We start from the raw sequence: 25584 nt of genomic DNA, 5'->3' as shown, positions 1-25584 counted from the left end.
TAGACATCTCTACTATTGATCTAAAATTGCGATCGTTTTTATTTTAAGCGAATTCCAGAAAGAAAAAATGCAGGGTATGATGGTTGATGTGTGTCAAGATGTAATGTAAAAAAACAATCAACGCCAATGACCGAAGACGTAGCCGTCGAAAAACCGAAGAGCGAAAAAACCGCCACTCTATCAGAGAAAAAAGATGTTTTTGAAAATTGTATCCAAACATTAGGATTAAAATACATTCAGCGTCACGTCTTTATCTGTGCCGATCAAACAAAACCGAACTGTTGTACTAAAGATGTCAGTCTCGAAGCATGGAATTATTTAAAACGCAGACTTAAAGAATTAGGATTAGATCACCCCACGCCTGAACTTCCTAGCTGTATTTTTCGCACCAAAGTAAATTGTCTGAGGGTGTGTATCGATGGCCCCATTTTACTCGTCTATCCAGATGGCGTATGGTATCGTAACGCAACCCCGGAAGTCATTGAACGCATTATCACTGAGCATCTTTTGGGTAATAAAATTGTCTCTGAATACGCCTTTTTGATCCAGCCCTTACCTTCAACGCCAACCCCTAATAATATCATCAGCTAAAATCATCCGTTAAAAAACGGAGTCATCTGTAAATTTATAAGATATTCTTGGGCATATTAACGATAGAGTAACCGAGTATGACGTTGCGTCTTAGACAATCAACTCTATGAAGCATACTTCTGTTTACGGTTATCACACAGAAATGATACAGCGTTTTAAACTCTCAAGATTTTTGAAAAGTGAGTCTTGTCAATGAAAGATAATAATAAAGATAGTAAAAAACTCCTTCTCATCGATGACGATCCTAATCTTATTCTACTGGTCAAGGATTATCTTGAATTTCGGGGATATGAAGTCGTTACGGCCGAGAATGGTAGAGATGCAATGGAAGTTTTGACCAAACAACAGCCAGACATGATTATCTGTGATGTCATGATGCCCGAAATGGATGGCTATTCCTTTGTAGAAACGCTCCGTCAAGATCATCGGACTAACTGGATTCCTGTAATGTTCCTTTCAGCAAAAGGCCAAAGTCAAGACAGAGTCAAAGGTTTAACCAAAGGGGCTGATGTTTATATGATTAAACCCTTTGAACCCGAAGAATTAGTCGCCCAAGTCGAATCATCCCTCAAACAAGCCAGTCGTTTGATGCGCCATAATACTCGTCCCTCTCTTGATGAAAATACAAGAATTCAAGTTTCTAGTAGCGTTGAATTAACTCCCACTGAGTTAAAAGTCGTTCAACTGGTCGCCCAAGGGTTAGCTAACAAAGAAATTGCCGATAAATTAAACGTTAGTCAACGAACCATTGAAAGCCACGTCTCTAATATGTTAAACAAAACCAATCTAAAAAATCGCACTGAATTAGCACGTTGGGCAATTGAATGCAGTATGGCTTAAATAATTACAACAAAAGTACAATAATTTGTTATCCTAATTAAAGTGCTGGTGTAGCTCAGTGGTAGAGCAGCTGATTTGTAATCAGCCGGTCGCAGGTTCAAATCCCGTCACCAGCTTTAGATTAGGTCTATTTTGTTGCCTGTTGTTTGTGCAATATTAAGATATCTTGCTACAAATCAACCAAAGGGATTTAGACCACTCACCGCAGTGTTAAGATCATTCACTGGGTAAGATTTGTGTAAATCCTTAAATTAATTATTAATTCATATCATCATGACCGCATTGATCCAAAATATTCAAGCCTCCCTACCGCCGACTGATGCCAGAACAAGAGTCAGTCAATTAATGAAAAATATTCAAGATGAAATCTGTAGCGGTTTAGAAGCAGTAGACGGAGTTAGCCAGTTTAAAGAAGATAGTTGGCAACGAGAAGAAGGGGGCGGAGGTCGTTCTCGCGTTCTTACCGAGGGTGGCGTTTTTGAGCAAGCGGGGGTAAATTTTTCTGAGGTGTGGGGTCATGAGTTACCGCCTTCTATCCTTAAACAGCGTCCCGAAGCCGCAGGACATCAATTTTATGCGACCGGTACCTCGATGGTGTTACATCCTCGTAATCCTTATGGTCCTACAGTGCATTTGAACTATCGCTATTTTGAAGCTGGTCCTGTATGGTGGTTTGGTGGCGGTGCGGATCTAACACCCTATTATCCTTTTGCTGAAGATGCCGCCCATTTCCATCGAACTTTTAAACAAGCTTGCGATAATCATCATCCAGAATACTATTCCGTTTTTAAACGGTGGTGTGATGAATATTTTTACCTGAAACATCGCAACGAAACACGCGGTATAGGTGGCATATTTTTCGACTATCAAGATGGCTCAGATCCTCTCTATCGTGGTCCACATCCTGATAAAGCGGCGGCTATTTATAGTAACCAACTAGCCCCACAACGCCCGCGCACTTGGGAAGATCTATTTGCTTTTGTCTCTGAGTGCGGTAGATCTTTTTTACCCGCATATGTTCCTATTATCGAAAAACGCCACACCACCGAATATGGCGATCGAGAACGTCAGTTCCAACTTTATCGTCGCGGCCGATATGTTGAGTTTAATCTAGTTTACGATCGCGGTACGATTTTTGGCTTACAAACGAACGGACGTACTGAATCAATCTTAATGTCTTTACCGCCCTTGGTTCGTTGGGAATATGGCTATAAACCCGAACCCAATACAAAAGAGGCTGAACTATACGACGTTTTCCTTAAACCGAACGACTGGGCAAACTGGCAACCGTCTTAATATTTTATTGTTAGGGGTTTGGTTTTCAAACCCTTATTAATAAAAAAGGCGATCCGATTAACCGATCACCTGTTTAAGCTAAAAGAAATAACAAATTTATTTAACTTAAGAATTTTTTTTACGAACCGTCGATGCTGCACCAGCAACCGCTAATAGTCCTAAGATAGACGCAGGTTCTGGAACTACCGGATAAGGTTGATTGTTAGCGACTCCTAAAAATTTGAGACTAACGTCTCCATTAGCAGGAGGATCGATCATAATTGAGAAAGTGTTGATCGCAGCCGGATTAACCCCAGTAAAGGTAGAAAAGAGAAATTCGATCGGCAGAGGATTTAATGGATCGTCAAAATCAACATTTGATGAAATATTTTTTGTAACAACGGTTGTTCCACTACCAAGGGTTACGGAAAAGGTGGTACTTTGTCCTAGAGCAACATCATTAAGAATAACACCCAGAGCAACCCGATCCGCTAAACCGCCAACCGTTAAATCTATAGGCGCAAACTTGGCACTCGGAAGCGTACCTCTATATGCAACTGTTAACTTACTATTGACACCTGCGTTATTACTATAATCAAGACCCGCCCCAAAATTTGCAGTAGGTATTTCTGCTCCACCAGGACCAGTACCACTTTGCTTGAGCATACTTAAGCGACGAGTAATATTGTTTCCAAAGATCGTGCCGCCAGAAACATTTAGATCATTATTCGTTGGACCTGGGGTATTTGCATTTCTAGTAACGGTTTGTACCGCCGTTAATGGATCAATCGCTTGAACGATCGCCGCCTGGGCTATTTCAGTCGCCCCAAAAACTAGGGGCATCGATAAAACTGTACTTAATAATACATTTTTCTGGTTCATTTTTTTTGTGTTTATGGTATAAAACGTGCCTAAATCAACTAAACGACCTATAATTAGAGTTTGTTATCACAAGAATACCCTTACTTTTAAGAAAAATCAACATACCTTCTAAAAAAGAAGAACATACATTTCATTGGCATTTTTTAAAATTGTCTACTAGATTTCATAGATTTAAAAATATTATAAATAGCCGAAAAACACTATAGGTTGGGTTTGTCAATAATTTTTATGAAATAATTTTCTAAAATTCAAATAAATTTATTAAATTTCCTGAAGTTATCGACTCATCACAAAAGTTTTTTGAGTTTCATGTCAATTGCTTTAGCCAGTCTTCAAGCAGCTTAATGTCCCAATTTTAGTCGGAGCTTTATCCGATGTTGTCAATAATTTAAAGTTTATCTATGCGATCGCTATTAGGGTAGAAAGATCATTAAAAACTCAAGCCTGAAATCTCTCAAAATGTAGGTGTAAGGTATAGAAGATTTAGAATGTTACATCAGGGTTCATCTAGATGACGTAATATTTTGTTACAATTTATGAAAATGAAGAATAGTTTAAATCTTGCGTCACTTTTTTTTCTTAATGTTAAATAAAGTGTCAAAATTCCCATAGATAGAAGTGCCATAACTTTTATGCTAGACTAAAGGACGAGAATCAAGATTAGCGTTCAAGTTCGTTGTCCGTATTAACTCAATAAGTTTCGTAGATTTAGTATTGGTCAGCTTCTTTCTGTTCTGTCTATTTTGTCTCTCTATACATTTTGATTTGTTCAAGGTACATAGTTATGTCTATTTTTGTAGGCAATCTCTCTTACGAGATCACTCAAGAAGATCTTGTTGATGTCTTTGCTGAATACGGCAAGGTACAACGAGTTCATATTCCTACTGACCGAGAAACTGGTAAAAAACGCGGTTTTGCTTTCGTGGAAATGGAAACTAAAACCCAAGAAGCTGCGGCTATTGCTGCTCTAGACGGTGCTGAATGGATGGGACGTGAGTTAAAAGTTAACCAAGCTCGTGAAAGAGAAGATAGAGGCTCTTCTTTCGGTGGCGGTGCAGGTGGCGGTGGTCGCCGACAAAAACGTTTCTAAGCGGTAAATTAACGAGTCGATAAGTTTACTCATTCATCCAAACGCTAGTCTAATTATGGCTGTAGTAAATAAGATTTGACTCTTTCAACATGAGAGATGACTGGTTTAGTCGGAGATTAAACCAGTTTTTTTCATTTTTATCAATTAAAGACATGACATGAAAGGACTAATACAGCACAAGGGTTACCCAACAAGGTATTACAAAACTTTACTAAAAATGTAGACAAACATTAACAAACAATAACAAATCTAGCTTAAGCTATTGTCTCCAATTTTGTGTTATCATTCAACTAAGTTTAGTATATATACCACAATGCAGTTAGTAGAGCGTCATTTAATTAGGCAAGGTCATCGTTACTATCAAGAGTGCGACCAGCTTTGTTGGTTATCAAAAAATCTTTACAACAGCGCAACGTATATCTACCGCCAAAACTTTTTTAAGGGTGTAATGACGAATGCCATAGAAGTTTACCATCAACTAAAAACAGGTGTAGATTATAAAGCACTACCATCTAAAGTAGCTCAAGGGACATTAAGATTAGTTTTGAGAAATTGGACATCTTATGAGCAAGCTAAAAAATCTTACTTGAAAAATTCATCCTTATTTAAAGGAGAACCAAAAATCCCTCATTACAAAGGAACCAGAAAGAAAAATCGTTCCGATGGTCGATTTATTGTTACTTATAATCATCAAGCAATTAGTAAAAAGCTTTTAAAAAAGCAGATTGCTAACCCGAGTGGAACGAAAATATTTTTACCAACAAAGGTGACTGCAATTGATGAAATAAGAATTGTTCCACGAACTGGTTGCTATGTGATTGAAATTATTTATCCAACTGAAGAAACTACTACTAAATACGAGAACGAACGAGTAGCTTCAATCGATCTAGGATTAAATAATCTAGCTACTTTAACCTATAATATCCCTAAACTTAAACCTTGTATTTATGATGGACGTGCCATTAAAGCCGCTAATCAATATGCCAATAAACTAAACGCCCTCCTTCGTTCTCAGTTACCTATCTTAGAGTTCACTAGCAAGAAGTTAGAAAAACTGTGGATGAAACGTAATTGCAAAGTGGACTATTATCTCCATACAACAAGTCGTGCTATAGTCAATGACTTGGTTAAGAATAACATTGGCGTTTTAGTAGTTGGTTGGAATGAAGGGTTTAAAGATGGGATTAACATTGGTCGAGTCAATAACCAGTCATTTGTCTCTATTCCTCATAAAAAGTTAATTGAACAACTTCAATATAAAGCTAAACTCGCTGGCATTGAAGTCGTCTTAGTTAATGAAGCTTATACTTCTAAGTGTTCTGCATTAGATAACGAGCCTATTCAAAAACATAAGAAGTATTTAGGAAAAAGAATCAAGCGTGGGTTATTTAAAACGGCTAATGAAAAGACAATAAATGCTGATATAAATGGTAGTTTAAACATCTATAGACTCTATCAGCAAGTAGCTGGAAATGCTTTGGCTCATCCAGTAGAGGGTGTTGTAGTTCACCCATTGCGGGTTAAACCGTACAAAGTTAGTTGATAGTCGATGTAATATTTGACTATAAAATTAGCAACTATTCTATCCTTACATCGAAACATGATCTAATTAATTTTATGACCATCAAAACGATTCTGACAACACCTTTTAGCGATCAAAAACCTGGTACATCAGGGCTTCGTAAATCTGTACCCGTTTTTCAACAACCTCATTATCTAGAAAACTTTGTGCAATCGATCTTTGATACCCTAGAAGGACTCGAAGGTCAAACCCTTGTTTTAGGTGGCGATGGTCGATATTACAACCTTGAGGCGATTCAAATTATCCTTAAAATGGCGGCAGCCAATGGAGTCGGTAAAGTTTTAGTCGGTTGTAATGGGATTTTATCTACACCGGCGGCATCTTGTGTAATTCGAGAAAATCAGGCATATGGTGGGATTATTCTCTCGGCAAGTCATAACCCCGGTGGGCCTAATGCTGATTTTGGGATTAAATATAATGTAACCAATGGTGGCCCCGCACCCGAAAAAGTCACCAATGCAATGTACGATCGCACTCTAGTTATTGATCGCTACAATATTTTAGAGGCGGCTGATATTAATCTAGATCGACCAGGCTCATTTAAACTGGGAACAATGGATGTAGAAGTCATTGATCCCGTCAAACCCTACGTCGAAATGATGGAGTCGATCTTTGATTTTGACCTGATTAAAGGGTTATTGACTTCTGGAAAATTTAGTATGTGCATGGACTCTTTACACGCTGTAACAGGTCCTTATGCTCATGCTTTGTTTGAAGAAAAATTAGGTGCACCGTCTGGTACAGTCCAAAATGGTACCCCTCTAGAGGATTTTGGCGGGGGTCATCCAGATCCTAATTTAGTTTATGCTCATGATTTAGTTGCTATTCTGTTTGGTGAAAATGCGCCAGACTTTGGGGCGGCTTCTGATGGCGATGGCGATCGTAATATGATTTTAGGTCGCAATTTCTTCGTAACACCTAGTGATAGTATTGCAGTACTAACCGCTAATGCTCATTTAGTTCCTGCCTACAAAAACGGTATTTCTGGGGTTGCTCGTTCTATGCCAACGAGTGCGGCTGTCGATAAAGTTGCTGAAAAATTAGGAATTAATTGTTATGAAACGCCGACAGGTTGGAAATTCTTCGGTAACTTATTAGATGCGGATCTAGCCACTCTTTGCGGTGAGGAAAGTTTTGGTACTGGTTCTAACCACATTCGAGAAAAAGACGGACTGTGGGCGGTACTTTTTTGGCTTAATATTATAGCAGCAAAAAGCGAATCTGTCGAGAACATTGTACGGAGTCATTGGCAAGAATTTGGACGTAATTACTATTCTCGTCATGACTATGAGGAAGTAGACGCACTTCGGGCGACGGAAATGATGGAACACTTGCGATCGATGTTAGCCACCCTCCCTAGAAAACAGTACGGTGATTATATAGTAGACTATGCCGATGATTTTAGTTACACCGATCCCGTCGATGGTAGCGTCAGCAGTAAACAAGGTATTCGCATCGGTTTTACTGATGGATCTCGTATTATCTATCGTTTATCGGGTACAGGAACTAAAGGTGCCACTTTACGCATCTATTTAGAAAGCTATGAACCCGACGCTAGTAAGCATGATTTAGAGACACAGAAAGCTTTAGAACCGTTGATCAATCTAGCAGAAGAAATTGGTCAAATTCGCAAGTTTACCGAACGCGATATACCTACGGTGATTACATAGTATCTTACCCCTAACCACCTCTACCTCACCCTAACCCTCTCTACCGCCCCCTAACCCCCTCTACCTCACCCTAACCCTCTCCTCGTAGGAGGGGGAACTATGAGGAATACGTTTATTTGTTGAGAGGGAACTATAAGGAATACGTTTATTTATTGGAGGGGGAACTTAACCCCTTCTTGCTTCATTAAAATCTGATCTTATGTGTACAAATTGCAAATTGTAACAGCCCGCCATATGTTAAGTTAAATTTTATAAAGATTTTATCCCATTGGGGAGAACATTCAGAATGAACGCTACTACTTTGAACACTATCAAGGTTTGGTCACAATTTATCCATCCGATCGTAATGTGGATCTTATTTGGTTTAATGGCTTATGCAATGTATTTAGGGATGCAGTCGAAAAAAACCCGTACCACCGACGATAAAGAACTCAGAAAAGAACTCATTAAAAAAGATTATCGGAACCGACACTATCAACTTGGTTCTATTTTACTGGCAGTGATGGTCGTGACGACATTAATTGGGATGGCTGCAACCTATGTTAATAGTGGTAAGCTGTTTGTCAATGCTCATTTACTCATCGGGTTAGGGATGACGGGTTTATTCTCTATTGCTGCTGCTTTAACTCCTTTTATGCAGAAAAACGAAGTCGCCCGCATCAGTCATATTAGTATTAACATGATTCTTTTATTATTATTTGGTTGGCAAGCTGTTACAGGTATGAATATTGTACAGAATGTCATTAATCGTATGTAATACCGTTTTTATTGTAGGGGTTTGGTCGCCAAACCCTATTTTTAATCTGGACAATTTATAATTTTTCCCATTGCCTCGTCTAATAATTTATATCCATCGTCCACCGTAATAATAGTAAACAGTTGATCTCTTAATTCTGCTGCACCCGCAAACCCTGTACAATACCAAGATAAATGTTTACGTGCTTGATAAATTCCCCGTTGTCCCTTGTATTCCCACAAACCTTTTAAATGTTTCTTTGCACATTCTAAACGAGCTATTACATCTTGTCCTTGTAATTTTTTTCCCGTCTGTAAAAAATATTCAATTTCTCCCACTAAAAAAGGATAACCTAACGTCCCTCTAGAACACATTACCCCATCGGCCTCCGTTTGAGTCAAACACTCAATGGCTGACTCTACAGAAAAGATATCACCATTAGCAATCACTGGAATATCAAGAACCTCTTTTACTTTTTTAATCCATTCCCATCTCGCAGAACCATTATAACCCTGTGCGCGGGTTCGTCCATGAATCGTAATCATTGATGCCCCTGCATCTTCCATTCGTTTCGCAAAATCTAAAATTGTAATCTCTGCATCATCCCAACCAATACGAGTTTTTACCGTGACTGGAACATCTACCGCTTTAACCGCTTCTTTAACTAACTGTTCGGCAATTTCAGGCTGACGTAACAGCGAAGATCCGCCACCTTTTTTCGTAATTTTATTCACTGGGCAACCCATATTAATATCAACGGTTTTTGCACCTTCAGTTACTGCTTTTTGGGCGGCTTCTGCGATAAAATCAGGACGACAATCAAACAATTGAATACTGATGGGTTGTTCGTTGGGATCGATTTCCATGATTTTGGGTAATTCTTTTAAATGATGTATTTCTGTCGCGCTGACCATTTCCGTATACATCATTGAATGAGGGGCATAACGTCTGACTAAACGTCGAAAAACGAGATCAGTCACACCCGATAAAGGAGATTGAAAAACACGACTTTTTAATTCAACTGAGCCGATTTTTAAAGGAATTGCAAACTTATTTTTAATATTATTCATCATCTGTAGGGATTTGGTCTCCAAACCTTCTTATATTCTTAATCTCCAAACCCTTTTAAATCTTAAATTAGTATTTTATTAAACAGGAATCAATTTCTTTTTCAGCCATATTTCTTCTTTACGATGAATATAAATCGGATCTGGATTAATTGCAATTGCTTTGTGAAACGATTCTAACGCATTGCCATAGGCTCCTAATTCTTTGAGTGCAACCCCACGATTGAACCATGCTTGATGATAATCGTGTTTTAGACCAATAGCGCGATCGTATGAGGCTAAAGCTTCGGCATATCGACCGAGATCACACAACACATTCCCTCGATTATTCCACAATTTCGGGTAACAATTACATAAACTAATTGCCCGATTAAAACATTCCAATGCTGCTGGATAGTCTTGCGCTTCCCAAAAGTTACAAGCTTGTTGGTTTAACTCTTCTGCTAATTCAGTATTCATTTCTCTTTCTAATCTTATTTTGCCCAGTTCCTATTATATCGTTTGCTTTTATAGGTGAAAGTGTAAAAAATGTTTATACTGATATAAAACTTTAAATTATTCCGAAAGTATGTGAAAACTGACACAATTTTTTACCAGCTTTTTCAAGAATTTCCTCAAATTTTCTTTGAACTGATTAATCAACTTAGTATTCCTGCCAATATCTATCAATTTATTGCTCCCGAACTCAAGCAATCGTCTTTCCGCTTGGATGGCATCTTTTCGCCACCAGAAGAATTGAGTCAGTATCCTTTGTACTTTGTCGAAGTGCAATGTTATAAAGAAGAAGACTTTTATGATCGCCTATTTTCTAGCATATTTCTCTACTTTCGTCAATATAAACCTATTAATTCCGATTGGCAAGCAATTGTCCTATTTGATCTTCGTGGGAATGATGTAGACATTCCACCTCGTTATCAAGCATTAATAAGTCGGCATTTACAGAAAATTTATCTAGATGAGACAAAAGCCGAAGAAGAGATATCATTAGGATTAGGAATTGTTCGGTTAATTGTCGAACCTCCTTCAACAGTAGGAGAGACTGCACGAAATTTACTTGCTCGTGTTACAACAGAAGTAAATACTCAGATCAGCCAAAGACAGGTTGTTGATTTAATTGAAACCATTATTGTCTATAAATTTCCTCAGTTGAGCCGTCAGGAGATAGAAAATATGTTGAGATTAGAAGGGATTAAACAGACTAGAGTTTATCAAGAAGGTCGTGAAGAAGGTCGTGAAGAAGGTCGTGAAGAAGGTAAGTTAGAGGCAAAATTAGCAATGATTTCAGTGTTACATGAATTAGGTTTAGATGCCGAGCAAATCGCTTTAAGATTAGAGTTAGAAATTAGTGTAGTGAGACAAGTTTTAGAAGGATAATTATACTAAATTGAGAAGATACGATCGCAAAGCGTGCCGACGGCATCGCATATAGTTTTACTATTAAGCACACAAAAATATCATTAAAAAGGGTTTGACAACCAAACCCCTACAAAAACATAATTTTTTTTAGTGTGTAGGGGCTTGGTTTCTAAGCCCAAAAAACGCGATTAAAACCCCGATTATTCCCCAATTTCAGGGGCTTTTAAAGCAAGAGAATTTGTTGGATTAAACGCGGTTTCGACTAAACTGGGAACAGCTTGACGCAACCTGGCAGTTAATGCGCCAATGGTTGGATCATAAATCTGAGTTACGATCTTAGGATAGCAACCAATCCCAATAATCGGAACTAACAGACAAGCAATCACAAAAATCTCTCTAGGTTCCGCATCAATTAAGTGCTGATGTTCTTCTAATGCTTTATTTTCTGGCCCGAATAACATTTCGCGCAACATCGACAGTAAATAAATCGGCGTTAGAATTACACCAACCGCAGCTAGAAAGACCACAATCACACGAAACGTAGGATTATAGGCATCACTGGTGGCAAAACCAATAAATACCATTAATTCCGCGACAAATCCACTCATTCCAGGTAATGCCAGAGAAGCAAGGGAACAAGTTGTCCACATGGCGAAGACTTTTTTCATCTTCTGTCCTACGCCACCCATTTCGTCTAACATCAGAGTATGAGTGCGATCGTATGTACAACCCACCATAAAGAACAAACTCGCCCCGATGAGTCCATGAGAAATCATCTGTAGCATCGCCCCACTCGTCCCCAATGTGGTAAAAGAGGCTAACCCAATTAAAACAAAACCCATGTGCGAAATTGAAGAATAAGCAATCTTCCGCTTGAGGTTCCTTTGGGCAAACGAAGTCAACGCAGCATAAATAATATTGACTACACCCAAGATAACCAACACCGGGGCAAAAACCGCATGAGCATCGGGTAACATCCCTGCATTCATGCGTAGGAGGGCATAGCCGCCCATTTTGAGAAGGATACCAGCCAGTAACATATGTGCTGGGGCTGTCGCTTCACCATGTGCATCGGGTAGCCAAGTATGTAGCGGAAAAATCGGCAACTTAACCCCATAGGCAATTAAAAAGCCAGCATAGAGGAATAATTGTAGCTTAAGCGGGAAATCTTTAAGCGCGATCGCCGTCATATCAAACGTGACATTATTACCATAGAATGCCATCGTTAAAGCTGCAACGAGAATAAACAAAGAACCGCCCGCAGTATACAGAATAAACTTAGTAGCTGCGTATAAACGGCGTTTTCCGCCCCAAATCGATAGGATTAGATAAACTGGGACTAATTCTAATTCCCATACAAGGAAAAAGAGTAACATATCCTGTACGGCGAATACAGCAATCTGTCCCCCATACATCGCCAGCATGAGAAAATAAAATAGTCTTGGCTTGAAAGTTACTGGCCAAGCCGCTAAAATCGCCAAAGTGGTAATAAAACCCGTCAACAGGACTAATGGCATCGATAAACCATCAACCCCAACTGACCATTTTAAGTCTAGTTGTGGAATCCAAGAATAACTTTCAACTAATTGTAAATCTGGGTTGTTGAGATCATATCCTGTGTAGAAAGCATAGACAATAAAGGCAAAGTCAATCAAGCCAATAATTAGAGCATACCATCTTAGGGTTTTACCGTCTTTGTCTGGAATAAAGGGAATGAACAAAGACGCGATAATGGGAAAGAGAATGATGGTGGTTAACCAAGGAAAATTTGATAAGTTCATTGTTATCAACGATTCACTAATTGAGACTCAGTTATGATGACGAAAGAAAAAGTAGAACCATTTCTGTCATCTACAGTATCCAGTAAAACCAAAAACGTTACTTTGTTTACTAATGACATCTTTGAACCAATCTAACAGGAATTTTTAGTTGCGAGTCTGTTGATAATGTTAAATTTCTTATTAAATCTGTCTAAGGTATTGCATCAAGTTAGACAATGACGAGTAATAGATTAGGCTTCACTGCGATGAAAGATGATATTTATCGAAACAACTGTCGTCAACTGCAATACTTGATGGAACAAGTTAATATTGCAGATATCAGAGAACTCAGTCGTTTATCGGGGATCTCTCAATGGCAACTTATTCGTTTAGAATATGGTTTATTACCAAAAATGCCTGTAGAAATTCTCCTTAAACTCTCTGATGTTCTCAAAGTTCCTGTAACTTCTTTATTAGCTGTCTTTTGCCCTGATTTAATGCCTGTCGAAGATACAACACTTGCGTCCTTAGAAGAAAGAACCAGAGAATTAGACCTGATTAAGCTAGAATATCAACGTTTACAAAAACAACACGAACAACAAAAAGAAGAACTTACCCAAGAATTTCAACAATCGAGTTTATCCGTTATTGAACCTTTAATCTTACAATGGCCAACAGCCGAAGCCGCAGCTAAAAAAAATCCTCAACTCAGTGCTATTAAAATTCTGCCTTTGCTTAAACCTATCATGGAACTGCTCAAACGTTGGGGCATCGAACCTATTGGGATCGTAGCAGAACATACCTCCTATGATCCCCAAATACATCAAATCATCGAAGGTGCCGCGCTTTCTCCAGGCGATCCCGTTCAAGTGCGTTATCTTGGTTATCGTCAGGGTGAAAAACTTCTCTATCGCGCTAAAGTTAGTCCCGTTAAAGTTGTAAATCCTTTAGAAGATAACAGTCTTGAAGAAACAAATCAACACTTGAAAAATTCCTTAAAGATTAAAGGAGATGTGGCAAATTTATTAATTTAGTTTCAGAAATATGACACCCGCGATCGGGTTTATCTCATAGCAGCGAACTTGTCGGCGACAGCAAAGGACTACAAGATTTACGGTTATCTGGGTCATTGTCAATTGATCGCCGATCCTCTGTTCGCGTCTACAGTTTCAAACTTACAGCCATGTAATCTTGTTGTATCTCATAACATATTTTGAACAATAAGTCAAGAAAATGCGGCTCAAGTAATTTCTAATCAAGATTAGAATCTGGAAAATGAGGATAAATTTGCTCGGCTTCGGGACAATCATCAGAAATCAGAATATCTGAGCTAACTCTTGACACAGAGGCTAGTTTTGTGCTAATAGAGCCAATACTTTCTAAACGTACCATTTCTTCCCATGAAGAGATCTCATCGTCTTCTTCAGTTTCATAACGAATCGTCACTAAATCGCCTTCTAAGGAAAGAATAATCGCATTATCGATCCAGCGTTGTTGATCCCGCAAGAAAACGCTCACTTCACGACCTTCTGTACATAATTGATAAATCTTGCGGTGTAACATGGGTTTCTCCTAAGCCAATAATTTTGTCTTACTTCAAGCACGGGGAATAACATTAACCTTACTCAACGGCAGGACGGAAAATTCCTAAAACGAAACAAAAATGAATGGTATTAACCGTTATAGTCGATTGACGAAAGTGTATCGCAACTTTGGAGACATGGATAAAAAGAATTTGTTAGAACTAAGAAAAAATAGCAATTTTAGACTTTAGTAGTAGAACAATTGTAATCAATTTTACTCTCTATTGTCGCATAAATTTTCAGCGATTAACAGTCGTAAATAGGGTTTGGGGGTACGGAGATCAACCATTGACGTACTGCTCTAAAATTTGGGTAATTTTGTCTTCCACAAAATCAGGCTGCTCGAGCATCGCCATATGGCCACAATTGGGAATTTCTTGAACATTTCCCCCATGAGACTGAAAAAGTCGGTGAAAACTGGCGAGATGATGAATATATTGTAATTCCATAACTTGATCATTTTGTCCAGCGAGAAAATAGACAGGCTGTTGCAGACGAGCCACCACTTGAGGAAGTAAATGAACTTCAGCTTCAGTCGTTGATTCTAGCAAAGAGCCTAAAGCGGCAGCTTGATCGGCTTTAAAAAAATCAATCAGACGCTGTTTACCCCATTGGCGAGGTAAAGGCTTTTTGACCATCATACGGGCAAATAACAGATCAATTAAAGGCACAGAAGATAACCAGAGAGGACGTTGCTTAACAATTCGTATGCCAACTGAGCGAAATCGTTCAAACTCTTCTTTAAGATAAATTCCACCTCCAGAGTTTAGACAAATCACCCCTTTAACTTGTTCTGGACTAGCATCCGCCCCCCATAAAGCGATACTACCGCCGAGGGAATGACCAATTAACCAAACCTGATGAATATCTAATTTATTTAATAAGATTTTTAAATCATTGGCATAAGCCGCTAAACTATAGCTAGATATGGGCAAATCTACTGGACTCAACGGGACAGACTCACCAAACCCCCGTAAATCATAAAGTAGACAGGGGTAATTTAGCGAGAGACGCTCGGCTATTGGTTTCCAGTAATGGCGACTTAGTAACCAGCCATGAATAAAAACTAATACAGGGCGAGATGAAGGAGAAGAGGACGGGAGTAGCTCATAAGTATGGGGCATCCCTTTAATGTCTATGGTCGGCATATTTTTATGCTATCCCAAAGAAGAATCCATTTAGTCTGTAGAATAAACAATAGGTTAAATTTTTTTCTATAAATAACACTCTAGATCAAAAGAACCTGTTAAATTCAGTATAGATTAAAGGCAACATCAAGACTAAGCCTTGTGGCATGGTTTTTTGGAAAAGATTGTTTAATAACACGACTCCCGCGACTACCTCCCAATACCCACAGTTCCCCGGCGAACTGGTCGAAGTCTCCAAAGATGGCTCAGGGCAATCTCAGATTGTTTTCAGCACCGACAGAGACATCGATCTCTACGAGTTAGAAGAACTTTGTGACTCAGTAGGATGGGCGCGTCGTCCTTTGCGTAAAGTGAAAAAAGCGCTCGATTTTAGCTTCCTCGTCGGCTCGATGTGGGAAATACGGGGTAACCGACGAAGACTCATCGGTTTTGCTCGTGCTACATCCGATCATGCTTTTAATGCGACGATTTGGGATGTAGTCGTTCATCCCTCCTATCAAAAAAAAGGACTGGGAAAACTGCTGATGAAATACATGATCAAAAAATTACGAAGTGAGGATATCAGTAACATTACTCTGTTTGCCGATCCTCAAGTCATTGATTTTTACCGTCGTTTGGGTTTTATGCTCGATCCAGAAGGGATCAAGGGGATGTTTTGGTATCCTGATTAAATGAAACGATCGCTATGGTTGTTTCGATTGTTACAGCAAATGATGTTTTGTAAATACTGTCAAACTGAGCAAGATGAACAAAACTTTGAAGTAGCCTCTATTGTCAAAGGTAAGGCTTATCGACGCTTAAAGTGTCGCTCCTGTAAACAATCGAGACAAAATCAGCGTAGACAAAAATTGTATTCTTGGTTATCTGACTACAAAAAAACAGTGTATTGCTCCAAGTGCGGTTTTTCCGATTATCGTGCTCTGGATTTTCATCATCTCAACCCAAATGAAAAAGATTTTGCAGTAGCAGATTTAGTATCTAGAGGCGCATCTCTCACTAAAATAAAAAAAGAAATTGAAAAATGTGTAATTTTGTGTGCAAATTGTCATAGAATAGAACACTGGGGCAACGGGATGTAGCGCAGCTTGGTAGCGCATTGCATTTGGGATGCAAGGGCCGCAGGTTCGAATCCTGTCATCCCGATTAAAAATATAATATTTAGAAAACAGCTAAAAGCCTTGTCAGATAAGGCTTTTGTTTTTTAGGGAGTCGAGCAGGTCTGCCGAATTAACATTGATCGTGTATCATGGCCAAATATTACCCAGCAGTTAATAAGATGTTAACTGTCTCAACTAACAGTAGTCGGAAAATAAGAAACTCTAGATTGTTTTAGACAGTCACAAATAGAACACCGCCAAATAAATAGCTAAATTAAACGTGAGTAAACCTTTAAAAGGAAAATCTATTAGTCAAAACTTAAACTTGAGGTTGATTATGATGAAATCATTTGTCCGTTGGACGGCGATCGGTAGCTTAGTTGGCGGAGCATTGCTGACTTCTTTTCTCGGAACAGGTTTAAAAGCATTAGCATTACCAGAAGACCAAGTTGTTAAAACCCTACAGACTGTCCCAGTATTTGCGATCGCCGATGATAAAGGTATTCCTCTAGTCGCTGTCGGTCAAGATAATAAGAAAGTCGCTGGTATCTTTATCAGTCAGCAAGACGCACAAAATTTTTATCAAAAACTGCAAAAAGATCAGCCAGATGTCGCTAGTAAAGTCAAAATTCAAACCGTTTCTTTAGCTCAAGTTTATAAACTACAAAATACCCAAAAACAGCCAGATGGACTGATGATCAGTTATGTTCCCTCTCCGGCTGAGGTAGAAGGAGCAAAGCAGGTTTTAACCGCTAGTGGTGAAGAATATAAAGGGGGTGTCCCTCTATTTGTGGCTAAAGCAGGAAAAGAGGGCGGTTATCTGACAATTAATCAAAATAATCAAGAAATTATCCCGTTCTTTTTTGAAAAATCAGTTTTAAATGAAATGGTAGAACGTTTTAAGAAAGAAAAACCTGATCTAGCTTCAACCGTTAAAATTGACGTGGTTCCTCTAGAAAGCGTGATCGCAACTCTCCAGCAAAGCAATGATGAGGCACTAACACGAATTATGTTAGTTCCTTCAGAAGAGGCGATCCGTTTTGCGCGACAAAGTGCCCCTAGCACTCCTCAACCCGCTCAAAATCGTCCCACCACTCAACCCAGTCCGAAAAAATAATCCCAGTGTCTTTTAGTTGTTCAGGAAAAGACCTTAGTTTGTGGCGAGAGCAAGCTAAACAACAAGCGATCGCGGCTTCGATTTCAGTTAAAGAAGTTGACTGGCTATTAATCGAAGTGACTGATTTAGATAGCCTCGCTTTGCGGCTAGAATCATTTAAACAGCGATCGCAAATTTTTTTAAAATATGATTTAGATCAACTCACCCAACTTTGGCGTAAACGGACACAAAACCGTATTCCACTACAATATCTCATTGGTCAAACCCATTGGCGCTCATATCTTTTAAACGTCTCTCCTGCTGTTCTCATTCCCCGTCCTGAAACTGAATTAATCATTGATAACGCCCTCAAAGCGGTTCAAAATAGCTCATTAGATTTAAGTACAGGAATTTGGGTCGATCTCGGTACGGGAAGCGGTGCGATCGCCATTGCTTTAGCCGAATCCTTGACAAAAGCTAAAATATATGCTACGGATACAAGTTCAGAAGCCATAGCGATCGCGCAAGAAAATATAAATCGTTTAGGATTTGCCGAACGAATACAGTTATTACAAGGTTCGTGGTGGACACCTTTAGAAGCATTTAAAGGTGAGGGGCTGTCCCCGCCACCTGCGTGCGGGGCTTGTACGCCCCGTCAAATTAGTGGGATGATTTCTAACCCACCTTATATTCCTTCCCAAATTATACCCACCCTACAGCCAGAAGTCGCGGCTTATGAACCTAAAATCGCCCTAGACGGTGGAGAAGATGGCTTAGATGCAATTCGTTATTTAGTGCAAAGTGCGCCCGACTATCTGCATTCTGGGGGGATCTGGCTCATTGAAATGATGGCAGGACAAGGAGAACAAGTTATGAGACTTTTAGAAGAACAAGGAAATTATTGTAATATTCAAATTATTAATGATTTAGCAGGATTTGATCGGTTTGTTTTAGCTTATCGACGCTAAGAAAAATATGCCTATAGTTTCCTCAACAGAAATAATTAATCATGCTAAAGAGGGTAAAGTAATTAGTTTTCCCACCGATACAGTACCTGCTTTAGCCACTTTACCGACCTATTGTGATCTAATTTTTGCTGCAAAAAAACGACCCCCTGATAAACCCTTAATTCTCATGGGATCACTAGGCGAAGATTTATGGCCGTATGTTACCGGAACAGAGAAAGAAAAAAAAATTTGGCAACAAATCACACAACAACATTGGCCAGGTCAACTTACTCTCGTTTTACCCGCTTCAAAAAAAGTCCCATCTGTGATGAATCCTCTTGATCCGTCTACAATTGGTATTAGAGTTCCTCATCATCAGCTTGCTCTAAAACTGCTTTCACAAACGGGACCTCTTGCAACAACGAGCGCTAATCTATCAGGAGAAGAACCTTTATTTACTCCAACAGACATTGTTCAGACTTTTTCAGATGTATTTATTTTAGATGCACCACAAGAAGTTTATCTTGGTAGCGGTCTTCCTTCAACAGTAGCTAAATGGACTCAACAGGGATGGGAGATTCTGCGACAAGGTGGGATTAAACTAGAAGGATAAAAGAAAATAATATCCCGATTTTATGAATGAAATAGATTCCTTAAAAGCCGAACTAGAAGAAACTAAAATTCAATGCGAAATACTGAGACATATTAATCAAATAAAAACAGGGTTTTTGGGACGAATTGCTCATGAATTACGCTCACCTTTGGCGAGTTTAATGGGATTACATCAATTAATTTTATCTGATTTGTGTGAAAATCCAATCGAAGAACGAGAATGTATTGCTCAAGCTTACCAAGCTGCACAAAAATTTCTAAAAATTATTGATGATATTATAAAAATTTCTAAAATTGAATCAGGAACACTTCCCTTACATTTAGAAAAGATTTCCATTCAAAAACTTTTTGGGGATTTGTATCAACTGATTTATTTACAAGCTGCCAATCGTAATTTAAGATTAGACATACTAACTCTTGCCACAGACTTATATTTTGTTGCTGATGAGCAACGTCTTTTATTTGTACTTTTCCTCCTCATTGATGGCGTGATTAATGTTCAAGAAAAAGGGACAATTCAAATTTTAGCGATTGGTGAGCGAAATTCTTCATTAGGAATTATTCAAATTAATTTAGAATGTCCTCTAGACGAATGGAAACAAAAGAATAATTTAAAAGCTTCATCTGTAGATTATTCACTTAACCTAAAATTTTGTTTATCACATAAATTAATAACAATGATGAAAGGAAAAATTATTTTAAAAGAATTAACAGCAGAACTAGAACCAAATTATCTGACACAGATTGAGATAGTATTGCCAGTAGTTTCTTCACTCAATAGCCATTAATCAAAATGATTAGGACAAATAACCATAGTTGTTGTCTGATTGACAGAGAAGCCCATTTTTTGATAAAAATTTTGTTGATGAGTCGTCATTAAATAAACTTTTTCAACTGAATGAATATGAGGATGAGATAGGATAGTTTTAACTAATTTACGACCTAAACCCATTCTTTGATAGTCAGGATGAATTAAAACATCCCAAATAGTAGCGCGATAAATTCCATCCGATGTAGCACGAGCAAAACCAATCATTTTTGACCCATACCAAACAGTCACGACTGGATAACTATGAGCAATAGCAATTTCTAACTTTTCTATGGGACGATCTTGCGCCCAAAAAGCGGCAACATTATATAATTCTTGAAGTTGATAGAGATCTACTTTTGATTTATCGCAAAAAAATTGAATGTGACAATCGTCCATTGTTGAACATTCCTAGAATATATGTTTGGTAATTTAAAGTTTTAAAGAATTTGTAAGGGATTGATCCTTCTACCCAATCAACGTAACTGATTAAACTGATTCAGCATTTTATCGCATTTTTGAATAATTCTTCAAATTGTAACAATAATTACAGAAAATTTCAATCATTATTCGTCTAAATTGTTAGTATTTCTTGATGGTTATGTTTTAGGTCGAAAACAAAGCATAAAAAGTCACATTTAGGTAATATATTTTGAGAGGAGAGCTAAAATACATTTGCCAAAATCGCCGGCCAAAGGTACTTTAAGAATAATTTCATTATTTTAACAGTCAGTTATATGAGAATCCTAGTTACAGGCGGTGCTGGTTTTATTGGTTCCCATTTGATTGATCGCTTGATGGAACAAGGACACGAAGTTCTATGTCTAGATAACTTTTATACAGGTGATAAACGAAATATCCTCAAATGGATTGGTCATCCTTATTTTGAACTGGTGCGCCATGACATTACCGAGCCTATTCGTTTAGAAGTCGATCAGATTTATCATTTGGCTTGTCCTGCTTCGCCCGTCCATTATCAGTTTAATCCCGTCAAAACGATTAAAACCAATGTTTTAGGTACATTATATATGCTGGGTTTAGCCAAACGGGTCAAAGCTAGATTTTTTCTCGCCTCAACCTCCGAAGTCTACGGCGATCCCGATGTCCATCCACAACACGAAGAATATCGAGGAAACGTTAATTGTACAGGATTACGGGCTTGTTACGATGAAGGAAAGCGAGTCGCTGAAACCTTAGCTTTTGAATATCATCGAGAACACGGCGTGGATATTAGAGTGGTTCGCATTTTCAACACATACGGACCTAGAATGCTCGAAAATGATGGTAGAGTTGTCAGTAACTTTATTGTTCAAGCATTGCGAGGTGAACCCTTAACCATTTATGGGGATGGCTCACAAACCCGTAGTTTTTGCTATGTCTCTGATCTCGTCGAAGGGTTTATCCGTCTCATGAATAGTGATTTTATCGGCCCGATGAATCTTGGGAACCCAGGCGAATACACCATCTTAGAATTAGCAGAAATTATACAAGGCATGATTAACCCGACTGCGGAATTAATTTTTAATCCTTTACCCGAAGATGACCCAAAAAAACGTCAACCCGATATTACTCGTGCTAAAACCTATTTAGGATGGGAACCGACGGTGCCTCTTTTTGAAGGACTAGAACTAACAATCAAAGATTTTAGAGATCGTCTGAAAAGTTAGTAAAATTGCATCAAATCGTTGTCATCCGAATCTACCAAAAAATTATTTTTATTTTAGGAGTTAATCTATGCGCGTTTGTGTTATCGGGACAGGTTACGTCGGTTTAGTAACTGGTGTTTGTTTAGCCCATAGTGGTCATCATGTCATTTGTATAGATAATAACGAAGAAAAAGTTAAACTAATGAAAGCGGGACAGTCCCCCATTTATGAACCTGGATTGTCTGAATTAATGCAGTCGTCGGCTCAATCTGGACGTTTAGAATTTTCGACGGATTTGGGCGCGGGTGTTAAACATGGCGAAATTCTTTTTATTGCGGTGGGTACTCCTCCTTTACCAACCGGCGAAAGTGATACACGCTATGTAGAGGCGGTAGCGCGTGGTATTGGGGTGCATTTGAACGGTGGCTACAAAGTGATCGTCAATAAATCTACTGTGCCTATTGGTTCGGGTGACTGGGTTAGACGCATTGTTTTAGATGGTATTGAGGAACGTCAGAAAACTCTAGTTACAGCAGGGGGGGGCGGTGTGCCTGAACCGATACACGCTGATTTTGATGTTGTCAGTAACCCAGAATTTTTACGGGAAGGTTCGGCGGTTTATGATACTTTTAATCCCGATCGCATTGTTTTAGGTAGCAATAGCAAAAAAGCGATCGCTATGATGCAGGAACTTTATATCCCCATCGTCGAGCGAAAATTTGCTGATGATCCCTCATTACCCCATGTTCCCGTTGTTGTCACCGATTTAAGTTCGGCTGAAATGATCAAATATGCGGCTAATGCTTTTTTGGCTGTTAAGATTAGCTTTATTAATGAAGTGGCGAATATATGCGATCGCGTTGGTGCTGATGTAACTCAAGTAGCTAGAGGTATTGGTTTAGACTCCCGTATCGGTAGTAAGTTTTTACAGTCGGGGATCGGTTGGGGCGGATCTTGTTTCCCGAAAGACGTTTCCGCGTTGATTCATACTGCCGATGATTATGGTTTTCAGACTGAATTACTAAATGCAGCAGTTCACGTTAACCAACGTCAGCGCGTTATTGCGATCGAAAAACTACAGCACGAACTAAAAATCCTTAAAGGTAAAACGATTGGTTTGCTAGGATTGACTTTTAAGCCCGATACAGACGATATGAGAGATGCGCCCTCTCTAACTCTCATTGAACAACTCAATCGTTTAGGGGCTAAAGTAAAGGCTTATGATCCTATTGTTTCCCAAAGTGGTTTAAGTCATGGATTAACGGGAGTGATCATTGAAACTGATCCGGAAATGTTAGCCGATGGCTGTGATGCCCTTGTTTTAGTCACCGACTGGAAAGAATTCTTAAGTTTAAACTATGAAAAAATGGCTAAATCTATGTTTAATAAAGTATTGATTGATGGACGTAACTTTCTAAGTCGAGAAGCTTTAGAAGAAATTGGCTTCCGATATGTGGGAATTGGCCATTAATTTTTTTTAGGGATTCAAAAATGCTATTGTAGGGGTAGGGATTCCAAACCCTTTAATACAGTCAAAAAAAACGATACACTGATGACTGATAACTGTGGGGGTTTGGTTGCCAAACCCTAATTTCTACACATCAAAGACTAAAAGCAAACGGAATTTTTTTATGTCTTTATTAAAAGATAATAATTACTTAAATACTCGTTTACAAATTAAATATATTCAAGAGTTTGTTGACTTTTCTGATGATGGTTCTGAAGTGATTAAAGGATTAAATCAACAACATAAAACCCTACCCCCTCGTTATTTTTATGATGCCAAAGGATCTTTACTATTTGAGCAAATTTGTACATTAAGTGAATATTATCCAACCCGAACCGAAACCGAAATATTACAAAAATATGGCGTTGAAATTGCTCAACAAACGGGAAAATGTGAATTAATAGAATTAGGGAGCGGGAGTTCTACTAAAACTCGTTTATTGCTAGATGCTTATAAAACTCTCGATTATCCGTTAAGCTATGTACCAATTGATATTAGTATGACGATTCTCGAAGATAGTGCTAAACAATTACTTAATGATTATTCTTCTCTACAAATTAAAGGAATAGTCGGAACATACGAAGTCGCTTTACAAAGTTTACCGCCGAGTTTATTTCCTGCTAGAATGATGTTATTTTTAGGGAGTACATTAGGCAATTTAAAAGAAACTGAATGCGATCGCTTTTTTAGCCAAATCACCTCAGCCCTAAAATCAGGAGATTATTTCTTATTAGGAATAGACTTACAAAAGCCAATTGATATTTTAGAAGCGGCATACAATGATCGTCAAGGAATTACCGCCGCTTTTAACTTGAATATGTTAAATCATCTCAATCAGCGTTTTCAAGGAAATTTTGACCCTAATTTATTCAAACATTGGGCTTTTTATAATACCCAAGAAAATCAAATCGAAATGCACTTGATTTGCAAAAAATCCCATAAAGTTCGGTTAGAGGCTTTAGATTTAACGGTAACTTTTCAAGAGGGAGAAACAATTCAAACAGAAATTTCTCGTAAATTTAATTTATCTCAAATGGAACAATATTTAGAAAATCAAGGGTTAAAACCGCTTCAAAGTTGGACAGATCCTCAAAAATGGTTTGGTTTAATTTTGTGTCAGTGTTTATAAAGTATTGAAGAATACAAGCTCTCACCAATAAGAACCGTAAGAAAGTATTTTATAAGTTAAGGTGAGGAGGAAAAAGTTAAATGTTATCGCCAATTTGGGTAGAACCTTTAAAAGTTGAACGATTAACGATTGCGATCGCTGATTTACCATCTAGTTTAGTTGGGCTAAAATTAGTTCAACTCTCCGATTTACATTATGATGGCTTCTGTCTTAGTGATCAGTTATTAGAACAAGCGATCTGTGTCAGTAATCAAGAAAATCCCGATGTAGTTCTCTTAACAGGCGATTATATCACCGATGACCCAACTCCGATTAATGCCTTAAGTTCTAGACTAAAATCACTCAAGAGTAAAAACGGAATTTTTGCTTGTTTGGGTAATCATGATATTTACTATCCTAATGCTAGAACACAAGTCATCAGGGCTTTAAATAGTGCAGAAATTACGGTACTTTGGAACGGTATAGCTATACCATTTGGCCCCAATTTTCCCATTATTGGATTAGCAGATTATTGGTCACGAGAATTTCGCTCAGGTCTAGCAATCATTGATCACCTAGATTCTAATGTACCTAGAATTGTTTTATCACACAATCCTGATACCGCCGAAATCTTAAAAAAATGGCGCGTTGATCTACAATTATCGGGACATACTCACGGTGGACAAGTTTTTATCCCCGGTTTGGGTTCTGCACCAATTATCGGGCAACAATTACGCAAAGTAGTACCTAAATCAGTACAAAAATTTATTCCTTATTTGAGGCAATGTTCGCAGGTAGCCAAACATTGGGAATGGGCGCAGGGATATCATTGTATAGGTAATAACCAATTGTATGTAAATCGAGGACTTGGAACTTATTTTCCAGGTCGTTTTTTTTGTCCCCCAGAACTCACGGTAATTACTTTGATTAATTAACTTTAACCTGAGTTCTCGACAACTGCCATTAAACGCGCCTGAACCTCTTCGGGTAATTCTACAACAACAAACCGACTCGCTGGATAAAGATAATCTTCGCCAGATTCATCTATAACTCGTAAACAACCTAATTCACTTGCTTTATCATCCAAAAGTACCCTATAAACTTTCCAAACCTCTAAATCTTCATATTTTTGGTTTGAAACACAGATAGCGAATTGATTCTTTAACTCTACTGTATTCATCTG

27 protein-coding genes and 2 tRNA genes are annotated in these 25584 nt (G+C 38.4%); 21 read left to right on the top strand and 8 right to left on the bottom strand.

Features of this window, described 5'->3' with window-relative positions:
* The first annotated feature begins 126 nt into the window (after nt 1–126).
* The 4 genes from C7H19_RS09855 (at nt 127) to hemF (ending at nt 2727) form a co-directional block, all read left to right on the top strand.
* Nucleotides 127–591 carry a (2Fe-2S) ferredoxin domain-containing protein gene (locus tag C7H19_RS09855; protein ID WP_106456706.1) on the top strand — a complete coding sequence of 155 codons (465 nt, stop codon included), beginning with the start codon at nt 127–129 and terminating at the stop codon, nt 589–591.
* Between the two features lie 192 nt (nt 592–783).
* A complete protein-coding gene (locus C7H19_RS09850; protein WP_106456705.1) occupies nt 784–1431 on the top strand; it encodes a response regulator transcription factor in 648 nt (215 codons plus the stop codon).
* Between the two features lie 44 nt (nt 1432–1475).
* A tRNA-Thr gene (locus tag C7H19_RS09845) sits at nt 1476–1547 on the top strand.
* A 157-nt stretch (nt 1548–1704) separates the two neighbouring features.
* Entirely contained in the window at nt 1705–2727 is a 1023-nt protein-coding gene (gene hemF / locus C7H19_RS09840) for an oxygen-dependent coproporphyrinogen oxidase (protein WP_106456704.1), read from the top strand.
* 105 nt (nt 2728–2832) lie between these two features.
* On the opposite strand, the gene C7H19_RS09835 is transcribed toward hemF, so the two are convergent.
* Nucleotides 2833–3588: a PEP-CTERM sorting domain-containing protein gene (locus tag C7H19_RS09835; RefSeq protein ID WP_106456703.1), complete on the bottom strand. Its 756-nt coding sequence runs from the start codon at nt 3586–3588 to the stop codon at nt 2833–2835.
* Between the two features lie 784 nt (nt 3589–4372).
* On the opposite strand from C7H19_RS09835, the gene C7H19_RS09830 reads away from it, so the two are divergent.
* The 4 genes from C7H19_RS09830 (at nt 4373) to C7H19_RS09815 (ending at nt 8687) form a co-directional block, all read left to right on the top strand.
* Nucleotides 4373–4678 (top strand): RNA recognition motif domain-containing protein, encoded by a 306-nt coding sequence (locus C7H19_RS09830; protein ID WP_106456702.1) that lies wholly within the window; start codon nt 4373–4375, stop codon nt 4676–4678.
* A gap of 313 nt (nt 4679–4991) precedes the next feature.
* Complete coding sequence (locus C7H19_RS09825) at nt 4992–6221, top strand: RNA-guided endonuclease InsQ/TnpB family protein (RefSeq protein ID WP_106456701.1); 1230 nt, start codon at nt 4992–4994, stop codon at nt 6219–6221.
* A gap of 74 nt (nt 6222–6295) precedes the next feature.
* Nucleotides 6296–7930 (top strand): alpha-D-glucose phosphate-specific phosphoglucomutase, encoded by a 1635-nt coding sequence (locus C7H19_RS09820; protein ID WP_106456700.1) that lies wholly within the window; start codon nt 6296–6298, stop codon nt 7928–7930.
* Nucleotides 7931–8216: 286 nt separating this feature from the next.
* A complete protein-coding gene (locus tag C7H19_RS09815) occupies nt 8217–8687 on the top strand; it encodes a DUF4079 domain-containing protein (protein WP_106456699.1) in 471 nt (156 codons plus the stop codon).
* Between the two features lie 41 nt (nt 8688–8728).
* On the opposite strand, the gene dusB is transcribed toward C7H19_RS09815, so the two are convergent.
* On the bottom strand, nt 8729–9736 hold the full coding sequence (dusB, locus tag C7H19_RS09810) for a tRNA dihydrouridine synthase DusB (RefSeq protein WP_106456698.1): 1008 nt from the start codon (nt 9734–9736) through the stop codon (nt 8729–8731).
* A gap of 78 nt (nt 9737–9814) precedes the next feature.
* Entirely contained in the window at nt 9815–10192 is a 378-nt protein-coding gene (locus tag C7H19_RS09805; protein ID WP_106456697.1) for a tetratricopeptide repeat protein, read from the bottom strand.
* Between the two features lie 111 nt (nt 10193–10303).
* Between C7H19_RS09805 and C7H19_RS09800 the strand changes: the two genes are divergently transcribed.
* Nucleotides 10304–11107, top strand: a complete 804-nt coding sequence (locus C7H19_RS09800; RefSeq protein ID WP_106456696.1) for an Rpn family recombination-promoting nuclease/putative transposase — start codon at nt 10304–10306, stop codon at nt 11105–11107.
* Nucleotides 11108–11289: 182 nt separating this feature from the next.
* On the opposite strand, the gene C7H19_RS09795 is transcribed toward C7H19_RS09800, so the two are convergent.
* Complete coding sequence (locus C7H19_RS09795; protein ID WP_106456695.1) at nt 11290–12870, bottom strand: NAD(P)H-quinone oxidoreductase subunit 4; 1581 nt, start codon at nt 12868–12870, stop codon at nt 11290–11292.
* A 215-nt stretch (nt 12871–13085) separates the two neighbouring features.
* On the opposite strand from C7H19_RS09795, the gene C7H19_RS09790 reads away from it, so the two are divergent.
* Nucleotides 13086–13883 carry a helix-turn-helix domain-containing protein gene (locus tag C7H19_RS09790; RefSeq protein WP_245927425.1) on the top strand — a complete coding sequence of 266 codons (798 nt, stop codon included), beginning with the start codon at nt 13086–13088 and terminating at the stop codon, nt 13881–13883.
* A gap of 217 nt (nt 13884–14100) precedes the next feature.
* On the opposite strand, the gene C7H19_RS09785 is transcribed toward C7H19_RS09790, so the two are convergent.
* A complete protein-coding gene (locus C7H19_RS09785) occupies nt 14101–14412 on the bottom strand; it encodes a DUF6679 family protein (protein WP_106456694.1) in 312 nt (103 codons plus the stop codon).
* Nucleotides 14413–14713: 301 nt separating this feature from the next.
* Entirely contained in the window at nt 14714–15580 is an 867-nt protein-coding gene (locus C7H19_RS09780; RefSeq protein WP_106456693.1) for an alpha/beta fold hydrolase, read from the bottom strand.
* 146 nt (nt 15581–15726) lie between these two features.
* Between C7H19_RS09780 and C7H19_RS09775 the strand changes: the two genes are divergently transcribed.
* The 7 genes from C7H19_RS09775 to C7H19_RS09745 all read left to right on the top strand — a co-directional run bounded on the left by C7H19_RS09775 (nt 15727) and on the right by C7H19_RS09745 (nt 20120).
* Entirely contained in the window at nt 15727–16251 is a 525-nt protein-coding gene (locus C7H19_RS09775; RefSeq protein WP_106456692.1) for a GNAT family N-acetyltransferase, read from the top strand.
* Nucleotides 16252–16659 (top strand): hypothetical protein, encoded by a 408-nt coding sequence (locus C7H19_RS09770; RefSeq protein ID WP_106456691.1) that lies wholly within the window; start codon nt 16252–16254, stop codon nt 16657–16659.
* Nucleotides 16650–16723 (top strand) — tRNA-Pro (locus C7H19_RS09765). The genes C7H19_RS09770 and C7H19_RS09765 overlap by 10 nt, the downstream gene beginning before the upstream one ends.
* 291 nt (nt 16724–17014) lie before the next feature.
* Entirely contained in the window at nt 17015–17794 is a 780-nt protein-coding gene (locus C7H19_RS09760) for a Tic22 family protein (RefSeq protein ID WP_181280568.1), read from the top strand.
* Between the two features lie 5 nt (nt 17795–17799).
* Nucleotides 17800–18741, top strand: a complete 942-nt coding sequence (gene prmC, locus C7H19_RS09755) for a peptide chain release factor N(5)-glutamine methyltransferase (RefSeq protein WP_106456690.1) — start codon at nt 17800–17802, stop codon at nt 18739–18741.
* A gap of 7 nt (nt 18742–18748) precedes the next feature.
* Nucleotides 18749–19333 (top strand): L-threonylcarbamoyladenylate synthase, encoded by a 585-nt coding sequence (locus tag C7H19_RS09750; protein WP_106456689.1) that lies wholly within the window; start codon nt 18749–18751, stop codon nt 19331–19333.
* A 22-nt stretch (nt 19334–19355) separates the two neighbouring features.
* On the top strand, nt 19356–20120 hold the full coding sequence (locus C7H19_RS09745) for a sensor histidine kinase (RefSeq protein ID WP_106456688.1): 765 nt from the start codon (nt 19356–19358) through the stop codon (nt 20118–20120).
* On the opposite strand, the gene C7H19_RS09740 is transcribed toward C7H19_RS09745, so the two are convergent.
* The gene (locus tag C7H19_RS09740; protein WP_106456687.1) at nt 20117–20539 is read right to left on the bottom strand and encodes a GNAT family N-acetyltransferase; all 423 of its coding nucleotides are present in this window, start codon (nt 20537–20539) and stop codon (nt 20117–20119) included. The genes C7H19_RS09745 and C7H19_RS09740 overlap by 4 nt on opposite strands.
* Nucleotides 20540–20877: 338 nt before the next feature.
* Between C7H19_RS09740 and C7H19_RS09735 the strand changes: the two genes are divergently transcribed.
* The 4 genes from C7H19_RS09735 (at nt 20878) to C7H19_RS09720 (ending at nt 25336) form a co-directional block, all read left to right on the top strand.
* Entirely contained in the window at nt 20878–21807 is a 930-nt protein-coding gene (locus C7H19_RS09735) for a UDP-glucuronic acid decarboxylase family protein (protein WP_106456686.1), read from the top strand.
* A 67-nt stretch (nt 21808–21874) separates the two neighbouring features.
* A complete protein-coding gene (locus C7H19_RS09730) occupies nt 21875–23257 on the top strand; it encodes a UDP-glucose dehydrogenase family protein (RefSeq protein ID WP_106456685.1) in 1383 nt (460 codons plus the stop codon).
* Nucleotides 23258–23417: 160 nt separating this feature from the next.
* A complete protein-coding gene (egtD, locus tag C7H19_RS09725; RefSeq protein WP_106456684.1) occupies nt 23418–24422 on the top strand; it encodes an L-histidine N(alpha)-methyltransferase in 1005 nt (334 codons plus the stop codon).
* 80 nt (nt 24423–24502) lie between these two features.
* The gene (locus C7H19_RS09720) at nt 24503–25336 is read left to right on the top strand and encodes a metallophosphoesterase (RefSeq protein WP_106456683.1); all 834 of its coding nucleotides are present in this window, start codon (nt 24503–24505) and stop codon (nt 25334–25336) included.
* A 2-nt stretch (nt 25337–25338) separates the two neighbouring features.
* On the opposite strand, the gene C7H19_RS09715 is transcribed toward C7H19_RS09720, so the two are convergent.
* Nucleotides 25339–25581 carry a hypothetical protein gene (locus tag C7H19_RS09715; RefSeq protein WP_106456682.1) on the bottom strand — a complete coding sequence of 81 codons (243 nt, stop codon included), beginning with the start codon at nt 25579–25581 and terminating at the stop codon, nt 25339–25341.
* Nucleotides 25582–25584: the final 3 nt, after the last annotated feature.

The sequence above is a fragment of the Aphanothece hegewaldii CCALA 016 genome, assembly GCF_003007785.1.
Lineage (GTDB): Bacteria > Cyanobacteriota > Cyanobacteriia > Cyanobacteriales > Microcystaceae > Chroococcus > Chroococcus hegewaldii.
Note: the sequence above shows the minus strand (reverse complement) of the source record. Positions and strands in the feature narration are given on the sequence as shown.